Source organism: Bradyrhizobium sp. (assembly GCF_035935975.1).
Lineage (GTDB): Bacteria > Pseudomonadota > Alphaproteobacteria > Rhizobiales > Xanthobacteraceae > Bradyrhizobium.
The window spans coordinates 249,406-261,744 of sequence record NZ_DASYWN010000052.1; the positions used below are offsets into that span (position 1 = coordinate 249,406).

Here is a 12,339-nt window from a genome sequence, read left to right on the forward strand (position 1 = left end):
CAACATGGGCATTCTCGGGAAAATTTCACTGGCGAACTTTTCCGCCCGCAGTAATTTAACCCCCGGGCGGATACGTCCGAATTCGCGAATATGGAGAGCCGAAATGGCCTGGAAAGCCCCGAAGATCGTCGAAGTGCCCTGCGGCATGGAAATCAACATGTATGTGAGCGCCACCCGCAAATAAGCGGTTGGTGAGTACGCGTTCTGCGCAGGTGGGTCTTTCGGTCACGGACCGTTTCCGGAAGACAGGAAGTGTGTCGCCCTGAGATCCACCTCGCGACGTTGCCTCCAGGAGACGTAACATGCTTCGCGTCGTCGTCCTGGGCGCCGGGGCTGGCGGCGGAATCCCGCAATGGAATTGCGGGTGTGAGGGCTGCCGGGCGGCCCGTGCTAATGGGCATGAGCTCGAGAGGACACAAGCCTCGGTTGCCTTCAGTGGCGACGGCGAGCACTGGTTTCTGATCAACGCCTCCCCCGATCTTCGCCAGCAATTGAATGCCACGCCGCAGCTGCACCCCAAGGCCGGCGCGCTGCGCCATACACCTGTCGCAGGCGTGATCCTGACCAACAGCGAGGTCGATGCGGTCGCCGGCCTGTTGTCGATGCGCGAGGGCTCGCCCTTCACGGTCTACGCGCATGAGAAGGTGCTGGCGATCCTGGCCAGCAACAGCATCTTCAACGTGCTGAACGAGAAGAACGTCAAGCGCCAGCCGATCGCTATCCGCGAGCCCTTCGAGCCGCGATTGCCGGATGGTGCGCGCTCAGGCCTCGAAGTGCTGCCGTTCGCTGTGCCGGGCAAATCGGCCTGGTATCTCGAAGGCAACGCGCATCCCGGCGGCGAGAGCGGCGACGGCGATACGCTGGGCCTCAAGATCACCGACAAATCCACCGGCAAGTGCTTCTACTTCATCGCCGCCTGCGCCGAGGTCACCGATGCGCTCAAGGCCGAGATCGACGGCGCCTCGCTGGTGTTTTTCGACGGCACGGTCTGGCAGGACGACGAGATGATCAAGGCCGGGCTCGGCCACAAGACCGGCAAGAGCATGGGCCATGTCGCGATGTCCGGTCACGATGGCGCGATCGCGCGGCTGGCCGATCTCACTATCGACAGGAAGATGTTTCTGCATATCAATAACTCGAATCCGGCGCTGCTGCCCTCCTCGCCCGAACGCAAAGCCGCCGAGGCGGCGGGCTGGCAGATACCCGCCGACGGAACGGAGATCGTGCTGTGAATGCCGCGTCGATGACTGGAATGACTGCGCTCTCTGTCGGCAAGGACATCAGGCTCAACTCAGCCGAGGAGCTCGAGGCGACGCTGCGCCATATCGGCGCCACGCGCTATCACAGCCTGCACCCGTTCCATAAGCTGCTGCACGGCGGCAAGCTCAACAAAGGCCAGGTGCAGGCCTGGGCGCTGAACCGCTACTATTACCAGAGCACGATCCCGATCAAGGACGCGGTCGTGATCTCGCGCTTCCGCGACCGCGCCACGCGCCTGGAATGGCGCCACCGCATCGAGGACCACGACGGCGATGTCGGCAGCGAGGGCGGCATCGAGCGCTGGCTGAAGCTGACCGAAGGCCTCGGCCTCGACACGGCCTATGTGGAATCGACCGAAGGCATCTTGCCGGCGACGCGCTTTGCCGTAGAGGCTTACGTCCACTATTGCCGCGAAAAGAGCCCGCTGGAGGCGATCGCCTCCTCGCTGACCGAATTGTTCGCGCCGAACCTGCACGAAGAACGCATCTCCGGCATGCTGGAGCATTACGACTTCGTCAATCCTGACATCATGAGCTACTTCAAGCGCCGCCTGGCGCAGGCGCCACGCGATGCCGGCTTTGCGCTCGACTACGTCAAGGCACACGCCACGACGCCGGAACAGCGCGCGCAGGTCTGCAACGCGCTGATCTTCAAGACCAACGTGCTGTGGGTGCAGCTCGATGCGCTCCAGCACGCCTATGTCGAAGGCAACATTCCGCCGGGCGCGTTCGTGCCCAAAGCGAGCTGAGGGACTAGAGTTATGGCCGGGCCGCGGAACATCAGCGTCAGCGAGGCAAGCCGCCCCGTGCTGCCGCGGCATGCCAAGCTGAAATACGACGAGACCCGCAAAGTCTGGGTGATCCTGGCGCCCGAGCGCGTGCTGGCGCCCGACGAGATCGCGGTCGAGGTCTTGCAGCTCTGCGATGGCAAGCGCAATGTCGGCGACGTCGCCGATCAATTGGCGGCGAAATACGCGGCTCCGCGCGAGGCGATCCTGGCCGACGTGATCGTCATGCTGCAGGATCTCGCCGACAAGGGCTTTCTCACCGAAGCCCGGGAGAAGACGCCATGAGCGATGTACTCCCGACCATCCCCCCCGACGCCAGCGACAGCCTCGCGGTGCTGGAGAAGCAGCGTTCGACGGCGGAGACGTTCGGCATTCCGCTCGCCGTGCTGCTCGAGATCACCCATCGCTGCCCGCTGCAATGCCCCTACTGCTCGAATCCCGTCGAGCTCGATCGCTCCGGCAAGGAGCTGACCACCGACGAGTGGAAGAAGGTCTTGAGCGAGCTCGCCGAGATCGGCGTGCTGCAGGTGCATTTCTCCGGCGGTGAGCCCACGGCGCGGAAAGATCTGGTCGAACTGGTCAAGCACGCCAGCGATGTCGGCCTCTACACCAACCTCATCACCTCGGCCGTGCTGCTGACGCGCGAGCGGCTCAGCGATCTCGCCGATGCCGGGCTCTGCCACGTGCAGATCTCGTTCCAGGGCATCGAGGAGGGCCTCGCCGACCGCGTCGCCGGCTACAAGGGCGGCCATCGCAAGAAGCTCGAAGTCGCAAAGTGGACCCGCGAGCTGGAGCTACCGCTCACCGTCAACGCGGTGATGCACCGGCAAAACCTGCACCAGCTCCCCGAGATCATCCAGATGTCTGTTGATCTCGACGCCGACCGGCTCGAGGTCGCCAACGTGCAATATTACGGCTGGGCGCTGAAGAACCGCGCCGCGCTGATGCCGACGGTCGCGCAGCTCGACGAGTGCACCCGCCTCGTCGAGGAGGCCCGCGAGCGGCTGAAGGGCACGCTCGCGATCGACTACGTCGTGCCTGATTACTACGCGCTGCGGCCGAAGAAGTGTATGGGTGGCTGGGGCCGGCAGTTCTTCAACATCTCGCCGGCCGGCAAGGTGCTGCCCTGCCACGCCGCCGAGAGCATCACCGGGCTCGACTTCGAGTCGGTGCGCTCCAATCATTCGATCGCCTGGATCTGGCAGAACTCCGACGCCTTCAACCGCTATCGCGGCACCGGCTGGATGAAGGAGCCGTGCAAGTCTTGCGAATTCCGCGAGATCGATTTCGGCGGCTGCCGCTGCCAGGCCTTCGCGCTGACGGGCGATGCCGCCAACACCGACCCGGCCTGCGCGTTGTCGCCGCTGCACGAGACCATCTTCAAGCAGGCCGAGCGCGAGGCCGAGGGCGAGACCAACCGCTTCCTCTATCGCAACTTTGCCGGCGGCACTCTGGAATCCGGGAATGATGCCTGACGCCGACGCAGGCACAGCCGCCAAACGTGCCGATCCCTTTGCGCCGCTGACCTCCGACATGCTCGACGTCGGCGACGGCCACGAGCTCTATGTCGAGAGCGTCGGCCGCGCCGACGGCATCCCCGCGATCTACCTGCATGGCGGGCCCGGCAGCGGCTGCCAGCCCGACCATCGCAAGCTGTTCGATCCCGAGCGCTTCTGCACCGTGCTGTTCGACCAGCGCGGCTGCGGCCGCAGCCGTCCCAAGGGATCGCGCCAGCACAACACCACGGCGCATCTGATCGCGGATATGGAGAAGATCCGCGAAAAGTTCGGCTTCGAACGCTGGATGGTGGTCGGCGGCTCCTGGGGCGCAACGCTGGCGCTGGCCTATGCAGAGGCCCATCCCGAACGTGTCTCCGGCATTGCGCTGCGCGCAACCTTTCTGGGCACGCGGGCGGAAGTCGTGACGGCTTTCACGTCGCGCCTGTCGCAGTTCTATCCCGCGCTCCATGAGGATTTCCTGAGCGTGCTGCCGCCCGACGAGCGCGCGCAGCCGGTGGATTCCTATTGGCGCCGCATCCTCGATGCCGATCCGGCTGTGCATGGCCCGGCCTCGCGCGCCTGGCACGATACCGAGCGCGCCCTGTCGGAGCACAAGGCGGCGAAGACGCGGCTTGATCTGGCCTCGCTGAACGTCTGGCGCACGCTGCCGGCGACGCCGTTCATGGAGGCGCATTATTTCGTCAACAATTCCTTCATGAGCGAAGACCAGTTGTTGCGAAACGCCGACCGGCTCGCCGGCATTCCCGGCATTATCGTGCAGGGCCGCTACGATCTGCTGTGCCCTCCTGAGACATCCGAGCGACTAGCGAAAGTTTGGCCGGGTTCCGAGATCCGGATCGTGGAAGAAGCCGGACATTCGCTCTATGATGCCGGCGTGAGGGACGCGGTCATGAAGTCGATCGCCGACCTCGCGTCGAAGATTCCGCGCTAGATCTATCTCCTCATCCTGAGGAGCGCTCCGAAGGAGCGCGTCTCGAAGGATGAAAGGCCGAGATGTAGCAGCGGGGCCTTTCATGGTTCGAGACGCCGCTTCGCGGCTCCTCACCATGAGGGGAAGCATGGAAGGACAACAAGAAAATGCCGCTCGCCGGGAAAGGCATGCTGCTGACGTCGATGAACATCGATGCAGCCGATGAGCCTGATTTCAACCGTTGGTACGATCGCGAGCATCTGGAAGAGCGCGTCGCGATCGAGGGATTCCTGGAAGCGCGGCGCTATGTCGCGCATGCCGCCGATCCCAAATATCTCTCGCTGTACTCGACCGAGACGCTGGAGGTGCTCGACAGTCCGGCCTACCGGACGCGGCTCGCCAGCCAGACCGAATGGTCGAAGCGGACCATGGCGCATTTCAAGAACATGCTGCGCGTGGTCGCGCGCATCACCATCAGCAAGGGCACCGGCCGCGGCGCCGCGCTCGGCCTGGTGCGGCTGCGCCCCACAGCCGACAATGCCGGCGCGTGGCGTGATGCGCTGCAAGAAAGACTGGCCCCGGAGAAGCGCGAAGGCATCATCTCGATGCATCTGCTCGAAAGCGAGCCGGAATTGTCGGGTGCGACGGCGGATATTCCGGCGGTGCGCAACGAAGGCGCGCGCGACTGGTTCGTGCTGATCGACGGCACGCATGTCGGCGCGGTCTCGGCCGTGATCGCCGAGCGCTTCACCGGCCCTGCTGCCGCGCCCTTCCCGCCGCCCGTCTCCGTCGGCACCTACTGCCTGATGTGGGACCTCGCGAACAGCGATATCGCGCAGAGTTGACGCGGAGAGATTGCTGCGCTGCCGCCAACGCCGTCATTGCGAGCGCAGCGACTTGTCCGCCGAAGCCTTGGCGAAGGCGGAAGCAATCCAGACTACGGCCGCGGCGATACTCTGGATTGCTTCGTCGCAAGGGCTCCTCGCAATGACGGGGATGGAGCACGGTGTGATGCTGCACCGCCGCATGACTGTGCGCGGCAGCTAATGCTGTATGCGCGCAGCTCCCATGAAAGGCGATGATCTCGAAAATTTGCCGTTGTACTTCGGAACGGTTCTAATAAGCTAACCCAATGACGTCATTCAGAAACCAGATCGACGCGCATTAAGCGTCCGACAAGCTCAAAAGAGGCCGCCGGGTCTTTGAGCCTGTGCGGACAGGGTAGGAATGAAACCGACCGATATCGCGGCCCCCGACTACTTTCACAAAGTGGTCGATTGTCAGTGGGCCTGTCCCGCGCACACCCCGGTTCCCGAATACATCCGACTGATCGCACAAGGCCGCTATAGCGACGCCTACATGATCAATTGGAAATCGAACGTGTTTCCCGGAATCCTGGGACGCACGTGCGATCGTCCATGCGAGCCGGCGTGCCGGCGCGGACGCGTCGAGGAAAATCCCGTCGCGATCTGCCGCCTCAAGCGCGTCGCCGCCGACTTCAAGGACGACATCAGGCAGCGCCTGCCGCGTCCCGCCGCGAAGAACGGCAAGCGCGTCGCGCTGGTCGGCGGCGGGCCGGCGTCGCTGACGGTGGCGCGCGATCTCGCGCCGCTCGGCTATCACTGCACCGTGTTCGATGCCGATCCGGAAGCCGGCGGCATGATGCGCACGCAGATCCCGAAATTCCGCCTGCCCAACTCCGTGATCGACGAGGAGACCGGCTACATCCTCAATCTCGGCGTCGAGTTCAAAGGCGGCCACCGCATCGACAGCATGAAGTCGCTGCTCGCGGAGAAATACGACGCGATCTTCGTCGGCTCCGGCGCGCCGCGCGGCCGCGAGCTCGACATTCCCGGCCGGAAAGAAGCGGCCGGTAATGTCCATATCGGCATCGAGTGGCTGGCCAACGTGTCGTTCGGCCATGTCGACAAGATCGGCAAGCGTGTCATCGTGCTCGGCGGCGGCAACACCGCGATGGATTGCTGCCGCACCGCGCGCCGCCTCGGCGGCGAGAAGGTCACGGTGGTCGTGCGTTCCGGCTTCGAGGAGATGAAGGCCTCGCCGTGGGAGAAGGAAGACGCGATCCACGAGGACATTCCGATCCTCAACTACATGGTGCCGGTGGCATTCAAGCATGTCGCCGGCAAGCTCATCGGCGTCACCTTCCAGCACGTCAAGGCCGAATACGACGCCAAAGGCCGCCGCAATCTGGTGTCTTCGGGCGACCCCGATCAGACCATTCCATGTGACGACGTGCTGGTCGCGGTCGGCCAGGAGAACGCCTTCCCCTGGATCGAGACGGATTGCGGCATCGAGTTCGACAAATGGCACATGCCGAAGGTCGATCCGGCGACGTTCGTCTCGACCAACCCAAAAGTCTTTTTCGGCGGCGATGCCGCGTTCGGCCCCAAGAACATCATCTGGGCGGTCGCGCACGGCCATGATGCCGCGCTGTCGATCCACAGGATGCTTTCGGGCGAAGACATCACCGAACGGCCGCTGCCGGAGGTGCATGTCTCCTCGCAGAAGATGGGCATCCACGAATGGAGCTATGACAACGACATCTCCAACGACAAACGCTTCAAGGTGCCGCATCGCGACAAGGTGATCGCGCTGAAGGACATCCGCGCCGAGGTCGAGCTGGGCTACGACGTCAAGCTGGCGCTGGGCGAGGCCGAGCGCTGCCTGAACTGCGACGTCCAGACCGTATTCTCGACCTCGCTCTGCATCGAGTGCGACGCCTGCGCCGACATCTGCCCGATGGATTGCATCACCTTCACTGACAATGGTGAGGAAGACGATCTGCGCCATCGTCTGAAGGCGCCCTCGCCGCGTCCGGACCAGGACCTCTACGTCTCGTCCGATCTCAAGACCGGGCGCGTGATGGTCAAGGACGAGGACGTCTGCCTGCATTGCGGGCTGTGCGCCGAGCGTTGTCCCACCGGAGCCTGGGACATGCAGAAATATTTCATCGAGATGACTCACGCAGGTTCGACATGTCCGACAAAAAGCCGCTCAGCAGCGTAAACGACTTCGTCGTCCGCTTCGCCAACGTCAACGGCTCGGGTTCGGCCAGCGCCAACGAGATGTTCGCGCGCGCGATCCTGCGCCACGGCGTTCCGGTGTCGCCGCGCAACATCTTCCCCTCCAACATCCAGGGCCTGCCGACCTGGTACGAGGTGCGGGTGACCGAGGAAGGTCATCTCGGCGCCCGCGGCGGCGTCGACATGATGGTGGCGATGAACCCGCAGACCTGGGACAAGGACGTCGCCGGTATCGAGCCGGGCGGCTATCTGTTCTACGATTCCACCAAGCCGATGCCGTCGACCAAATTCCGCGACGACATCACCGTGATCGGCGTGCCGCTCACCGCGATCACCAACTCGACCTACACCGATCCGCGCCAGCGCCAGCTGTTCAAGAACATCATCTATTTAGGCAGCCTCTCCGCGCTGCTCGACATGGACCCGAAGCTGATCGAGCAGCTGATCGGCGAGCAGTACAAGGGCAAGGAGAAGCTGCTCTCCTCCAACGTCCACGCGCTGCATCTCGGCCGCGACTGGGCGCTGCAGAATCTCAAGTGCCCGATCGGACTACGGGTGAAGAAATCCGACAGGGTCGGCGACCGCATCTTCATCGAGGGCAACAGCGCCGCCGCGCTCGGCGCCGTCTATGGCGGCGCGACCGTATGCGCCTGGTATCCGATCACGCCGTCCTCGTCGGTGGCGGAAGCTTTCACCGCGCACTGCAAGAAATTCCGGCACGATCCGGAGACCGGCAAGGCCAAGTACGCGATCGTGCAGGGCGAGGACGAGCTCGCCTCGATCGGTATCGTGATCGGCGCCTCCTGGAACGGCGCGCGCGCCTTCACCGCGACCTCAGGCCCCGGCATCTCCTTGATGACCGAGTTCATCGGCCTCTCGTACTTTGCCGAGATCCCGGCCGTGATCATGAACATCCAGCGCGCCGGCCCCTCCACGGGCATGCCGACCCGCACCCAGCAATGCGACATCATCGCCTGCGCCTATGCTTCGCATGGCGACACCAAGCATGTGCTGCTGTTCCCGGAAGATCCGGCCGAGGCCTTCGAGTTCGCGGCCGCCGCTTTCGATCTCGCCGAGCGGCTGCAGACCACGATCTTCCTGATGCTCGATCTCGACATCGGCATGAACCACCGGCTCTGCCGGCCGCTGAAGTGGGACGACGCCAGGCAATACGACCGCGGCAAGGTGATGACCACGGAGATGCTGGAGGAAGGCCGCGACTTCGGCCGCTATCTCGACGTCGACGGCGACGGCATCCCCTACCGCACCTATCCCGGCACGCACCCGACCAAGGGCTCCTATTTCACCCGCGGCACCTCGCGCGATCGCTATGCGCGTTATTCCGAGGAAGGCTCGGTCTATGCCGACAACATGCAGCGCCTGGTGCGCAAGTTCGAGACCGCGCAGGATCTCGTGCCCCGGCCGCTGCAGGCCAATGCGGAACGGCCGACCAAATATGGCGTGATCTATTTCGGCTCGACCTCGCCGGCGATGGACGAGGCGATCGGACTCTTGGAGGCGCGCGGGCATCAGCTCGACCGCCTGCGCATCCGTGCCTTCCCGTTCCACTCCAGCGTCGCGAGCTTCCTCGCCGAGCACGACTTCGTCTACGTCGTCGAGCAGAACCGCGACAGCCAGCTCCGCCAGCTCATCGTCAACGAGAACGGCATCGATCCTGTCCGCCTCGTGCCGATCGTGCACTATGACGGCACCCCGATCACCGCCCGCTTCATCGCAAAAGCCATTGGCGACCACCAGGATCACCTCAAGGTGACCCCGCTCCGCAAGGCCGTATCATGACCTATATTGCCAAGCCAAAGTTTCACCATCCCGGGCTGAAGAAGAACGACCTCGGCTACACGCATCGCGACTACGAGGGAAAAATCTCGACGCTGTGCGCCGGCTGCGGCCATGACTCGATCACCGCCTCGATCATCGAGGCCTGCTACGAGCTCTCGATCGAGCCGCATCGGGTGGCGAAGATCTCCGGCATCGGCTGCTCGTCGAAGACGCCGGATTACTTCCTCGGCAATTCGCACGGCTTCAACTCCGTACACGGCCGCATGCCCAGCGTGCTGACCGGCGCCAACCTCGCCAATCGCGATTTGATCTATCTCGGCGTTTCCGGCGACGGCGATTCCGCCTCGATCGGCTTCGGCCAGTTCGCGCATTCGATCCGGCGCGGCGTCAACATGACCTATATCGTCGAGAACAACGGCGTCTACGGCCTGACCAAGGGCCAGTTCTCGGCGACCGCCGACCGCGGCTCGAAGAGCAAGAAGGGCGTCACCAACACCGACAACGCCATCGACCTCGTCGCGATCGCGCTGCAACTCGGCGCCACCTTCGTCGCGCGCTCGTTCTCCGGCGACAAGAGCCAGCTGGTGCCGCTGATCGCGGCCGCGATCGGTCACAAGGGCGCGTCCTTCATCGACGTCATCAGCCCCTGCATCGCCTTCAACAACCATGCCGGCTCGACCAAGAGCTTCGACTATGTCCGCGAGCACAATGACGCCGTGAACCGGCTCGACGTGCTGGTCGGCCGCGATCCCATCGCGGTGGACTACGCGCCGGGCACGGTGCAGGTGGTCGAGCAGCACGACGGCAGCAAGATCGCGCTGCGCAAGATCGACGCCGATTACGATCCGCATGACCGGCTCGGCGCGCAGACCTTCCTCGCCAAGCACGCCGCCAAGGGCCAGATCGTCACCGGTCTGCTGTATGTCGATCCCGATGCGGAGGATCTGCACGAGCATCTCAACACGGTCGAGACGCCGCTCAACACGCTGGAAGCGGACACGCTGTGCCCTGGCTCGGCGGTGCTGGACAAGATCAACGCCAGCCTGCGCTGACGGCAGCAGTCAGGAAGGCATCGGCTCGGCCGATGCCAAGCCGTCTTGGCTGACAGGCGCTCTAGTCGACAGGCTCGGGCTCTTCCGATACGGGGCGGGGCGCATAGGCCATCCGGCCGGCCTTCCAGTATTGGTTGCAGGCCTCGAGCAGCGTATCGCCGTCAATGTTGAGGCCGCCCGGATTGATGAGCACGCCCTCGGCGCCGATCGCCTCGTTCATCATGGATATGATGCGCTTCAGAAAGCCCCCCTCGAACCGGTCGGCGATGAGCGGGTCGAGCTTGAGGACGACGATCTTCCGGCTGCGAAACTCCCAGACCGAGATGTCACGCACCGACCTCCAGGAGATGGTGTCGTCAGCGATGCGGGTGTCGCGAATGCCGACGCGGGTGATGAAGAGGACCGGCTCCCTGCTGCCGACCAGCTTCAACAGCGCCCTGAGGGTGGCAACGCCTGATACCGTGAGGCCCAGATAGCAGACCGTGATCTGGAACGGCGTCAGGATCTTGAGATCAAACGGGTTGAGTGCGATCACGGCGAACAGCAGCGACAGCAGCAGGCCTGCCGCCAGCACCGTCAGCAGGCGCGGCACAGAATAGCCGATCGCAAGATTGGGCAAGTTCTGACTTACGGACATTGTCGACCGCCACCAGCAATTGCAACAACCTGGGGTGTACCAACGCCCCTCCTTCCAAACTCTTAAGACGGGAACCTTGCGCGGGGCTGCCTACGGAACTGCGACGCATTCGCAGTTGAACGGGCGGCATTCGGCTTGCGACTAACCGCCAGTCGGCCCCGCTTCGTCCCGATGCGGGCCGCCACGGTTCAACGCGTCCGGTGCACCCCATGAAGCTTGCCCTCATCCTCCCCCTCGTCCTTGCCGCCTTCGTCGGCGCCGCCCGGGCCGAGGACGCCGACGAGTCCCGCGAGCCGACCAGGGCCGAGGCCGAGGCCTTCAATGCACGGATGTATGCCGGCGCGCCCGGCGACAAGGCCTATGCCTGCTTCATCCGCCGCTACGATGCCGACCATCTGGCCCGGCATCCCAAGCAGAAGGTCGCTTCGATGAAGCTGCTGATCTCGGCCGAGTTCGACAAGGAGGACAAGGAGCTGCACAACTCCTTCCGCCTCGGCTTTCGATATCGCCATCGCTCCGGCGATTTCGATTCCAGCGGATCCTGCGGCCACGCCCTGTTCACCAAGAACGGCCCCGAGGTGCGCCTCGGCTGCGGTGTCGACTGCGAGGGCGGCGGCATCGGCGTTGCAATGTCCAAGGACGACAGATCGGTGATCGTGCGGCTGGCGCGGGTCAGGGTCTGGCAGAACAACAAGCCGGATGACGATGCCGAGCAGTCGCTGGTGGCCGGCGCCGATGACGGGATCTTCCGTCTCGACCGCGTCGATGCCAGCGAATGCGCCTCGCTGGTGACCGACCGCAAGGAACTCGCCGCACTGCGCCACAAGTGATATCTGTCCGGCAAATACAGGCTCAGTGGAGGAGAACGCGATGAACCGCCGGAACATCCTGTGGAGTGCCGTCTCGGCGTTGGGCGCAGCGTTTGGCGCCTCCGGCGCAAAGGCCGCGACCGAGACGCCATCGTCGAACAAGCTGAAGGTCGTCTACCATCTCAGCGACGCCGAGAAGGTCAATTTCGTGCTCGGCAATATCCAGAACCACATCGACGGTGTCGGCGGTCCCGATCACGTCACGATCGCGCTGGTGATTCACGGGCCGGCGCTGAAGGCGTTTCACTCGGTGCAGGCCAACCCCGATATCAGCAAGCGCGTCGGCGATTTCTCGAAAGACGGCGTCGAGCTCGCCGCCTGCGGCAACACGATGAAGGCGCAGAACGTCACGCTGACGGATCTGCTGCCCGGCTTCGTCAGCGCGGAGAAGGGCGGCGTGGTCCGTTTGGCCGAGCTGCAATCGCAGGGGTATCTGTATTTGCGGCCGTAGGGTTGCCGC

The 12,339-nt window shown here is 64.0% G+C and carries 13 protein-coding genes; 12 read left to right on the forward strand and 1 reads right to left on the reverse strand.

The window, feature by feature from the left end; genetic code table 11:
• The first annotated feature begins 103 nt into the window (after nucleotides 1-103).
• From pqqA to VGR99_RS31935, 10 genes are all read left to right on the forward strand, one after another.
• Nucleotides 104-184 (forward strand): pyrroloquinoline quinone precursor peptide PqqA, encoded by an 81-nt coding sequence (gene pqqA, locus VGR99_RS31890; protein WP_007595659.1) that lies wholly within the window; start codon nucleotides 104-106, stop codon nucleotides 182-184.
• Nucleotides 185-302: 118 nt separating this feature from the next.
• Nucleotides 303-1,232: a pyrroloquinoline quinone biosynthesis protein PqqB gene (gene pqqB, locus VGR99_RS31895; protein WP_326903908.1), complete on the forward strand. Its 930-nt coding sequence runs from the start codon at nucleotides 303-305 to the stop codon at nucleotides 1,230-1,232.
• The gene (pqqC, locus tag VGR99_RS31900; RefSeq protein WP_326903909.1) at nucleotides 1,229-2,008 is read left to right on the forward strand and encodes a pyrroloquinoline-quinone synthase PqqC; all 780 of its coding nucleotides are present in this window, start codon (nucleotides 1,229-1,231) and stop codon (nucleotides 2,006-2,008) included. The genes pqqB and pqqC overlap by 4 nt, the downstream gene beginning before the upstream one ends.
• A gap of 12 nt (nucleotides 2,009-2,020) precedes the next feature.
• On the forward strand, nucleotides 2,021-2,332 hold the full coding sequence (pqqD, locus tag VGR99_RS31905) for a pyrroloquinoline quinone biosynthesis peptide chaperone PqqD (protein ID WP_326903910.1): 312 nt from the start codon (nucleotides 2,021-2,023) through the stop codon (nucleotides 2,330-2,332).
• Complete coding sequence (pqqE, locus tag VGR99_RS31910; RefSeq protein WP_326903911.1) at nucleotides 2,329-3,522, forward strand: pyrroloquinoline quinone biosynthesis protein PqqE; 1,194 nt, start codon at nucleotides 2,329-2,331, stop codon at nucleotides 3,520-3,522. Before pqqD ends, pqqE begins: the two co-directional genes overlap by 4 nt.
• Complete coding sequence (gene pip, locus VGR99_RS31915) at nucleotides 3,512-4,498, forward strand: prolyl aminopeptidase (RefSeq protein WP_326903912.1); 987 nt, start codon at nucleotides 3,512-3,514, stop codon at nucleotides 4,496-4,498. The genes pqqE and pip overlap by 11 nt, the downstream gene beginning before the upstream one ends.
• Nucleotides 4,499-4,644: 146 nt before the next feature.
• Complete coding sequence (locus VGR99_RS31920) at nucleotides 4,645-5,322, forward strand: hypothetical protein (RefSeq protein ID WP_326903913.1); 678 nt, start codon at nucleotides 4,645-4,647, stop codon at nucleotides 5,320-5,322.
• A 382-nt stretch (nucleotides 5,323-5,704) separates the two neighbouring features.
• A complete protein-coding gene (locus VGR99_RS31925; RefSeq protein ID WP_326903914.1) occupies nucleotides 5,705-7,504 on the forward strand; it encodes an FAD-dependent oxidoreductase in 1,800 nt (599 codons plus the stop codon).
• Entirely contained in the window at nucleotides 7,474-9,321 is a 1,848-nt protein-coding gene (locus VGR99_RS31930) for a 2-oxoacid:acceptor oxidoreductase subunit alpha (protein ID WP_326903915.1), read from the forward strand. The genes VGR99_RS31925 and VGR99_RS31930 overlap by 31 nt, the downstream gene beginning before the upstream one ends.
• Nucleotides 9,318-10,373: a 2-oxoacid:ferredoxin oxidoreductase subunit beta gene (locus VGR99_RS31935; protein WP_326903916.1), complete on the forward strand. Its 1,056-nt coding sequence runs from the start codon at nucleotides 9,318-9,320 to the stop codon at nucleotides 10,371-10,373. Before VGR99_RS31930 ends, VGR99_RS31935 begins: the two co-directional genes overlap by 4 nt.
• A gap of 61 nt (nucleotides 10,374-10,434) precedes the next feature.
• On the opposite strand, the gene VGR99_RS31940 is transcribed toward VGR99_RS31935, so the two are convergent.
• Nucleotides 10,435-11,010, reverse strand: coding sequence for an STM3941 family protein (locus VGR99_RS31940; protein ID WP_326903917.1), 576 nt, complete (start codon nucleotides 11,008-11,010; stop codon nucleotides 10,435-10,437).
• A gap of 209 nt (nucleotides 11,011-11,219) precedes the next feature.
• On the opposite strand from VGR99_RS31940, the gene VGR99_RS31945 reads away from it, so the two are divergent.
• Together VGR99_RS31945 and VGR99_RS31950 are read left to right on the forward strand one after the other, a co-directional pair.
• On the forward strand, nucleotides 11,220-11,840 hold the full coding sequence (locus VGR99_RS31945) for a hypothetical protein (RefSeq protein WP_326903918.1): 621 nt from the start codon (nucleotides 11,220-11,222) through the stop codon (nucleotides 11,838-11,840).
• Between the two features lie 40 nt (nucleotides 11,841-11,880).
• Nucleotides 11,881-12,330: a DsrE family protein gene (locus tag VGR99_RS31950; RefSeq protein WP_326903919.1), complete on the forward strand. Its 450-nt coding sequence runs from the start codon at nucleotides 11,881-11,883 to the stop codon at nucleotides 12,328-12,330.
• Nucleotides 12,331-12,339: the final 9 nt, after the last annotated feature.

Excerpts from the sequence above, each read along its gene's own strand:
- pqqE (WP_326903911.1), top strand. The coding sequence starts at position 2,329 with ATGAGCGATGTACTCCCGACCATCCCCCCCGACGCCAGCGACAGCCTC.
- VGR99_RS31925 (WP_326903914.1), top strand. The coding sequence starts at position 5,705 with ATGAAACCGACCGATATCGCGGCCCCCGACTACTTTCACAAAGTGGTC.
- VGR99_RS31950 (WP_326903919.1), top strand. The coding sequence starts at position 11,881 with ATGAACCGCCGGAACATCCTGTGGAGTGCCGTCTCGGCGTTGGGCGCA.
- pqqB (WP_326903908.1), top strand. The coding sequence starts at position 303 with ATGCTTCGCGTCGTCGTCCTGGGCGCCGGGGCTGGCGGCGGAATCCCG.
- pip (WP_326903912.1), top strand. The coding sequence starts at position 3,512 with ATGATGCCTGACGCCGACGCAGGCACAGCCGCCAAACGTGCCGATCCC.
- VGR99_RS31930 (WP_326903915.1), top strand. The coding sequence starts at position 7,474 with ATGTCCGACAAAAAGCCGCTCAGCAGCGTAAACGACTTCGTCGTCCGC.
- pqqD (WP_326903910.1), top strand. The coding sequence starts at position 2,021 with ATGGCCGGGCCGCGGAACATCAGCGTCAGCGAGGCAAGCCGCCCCGTG.
- VGR99_RS31940 (WP_326903917.1), bottom strand. The coding sequence starts at position 11,010 with ATGTCCGTAAGTCAGAACTTGCCCAATCTTGCGATCGGCTATTCTGTG.
- pqqA (WP_007595659.1), top strand. The coding sequence starts at position 104 with ATGGCCTGGAAAGCCCCGAAGATCGTCGAAGTGCCCTGCGGCATGGAA.
- VGR99_RS31945 (WP_326903918.1), top strand. The coding sequence starts at position 11,220 with ATGAAGCTTGCCCTCATCCTCCCCCTCGTCCTTGCCGCCTTCGTCGGC.
- VGR99_RS31920 (WP_326903913.1), top strand. The coding sequence starts at position 4,645 with ATGCCGCTCGCCGGGAAAGGCATGCTGCTGACGTCGATGAACATCGAT.
- VGR99_RS31935 (WP_326903916.1), top strand. The coding sequence starts at position 9,318 with ATGACCTATATTGCCAAGCCAAAGTTTCACCATCCCGGGCTGAAGAAG.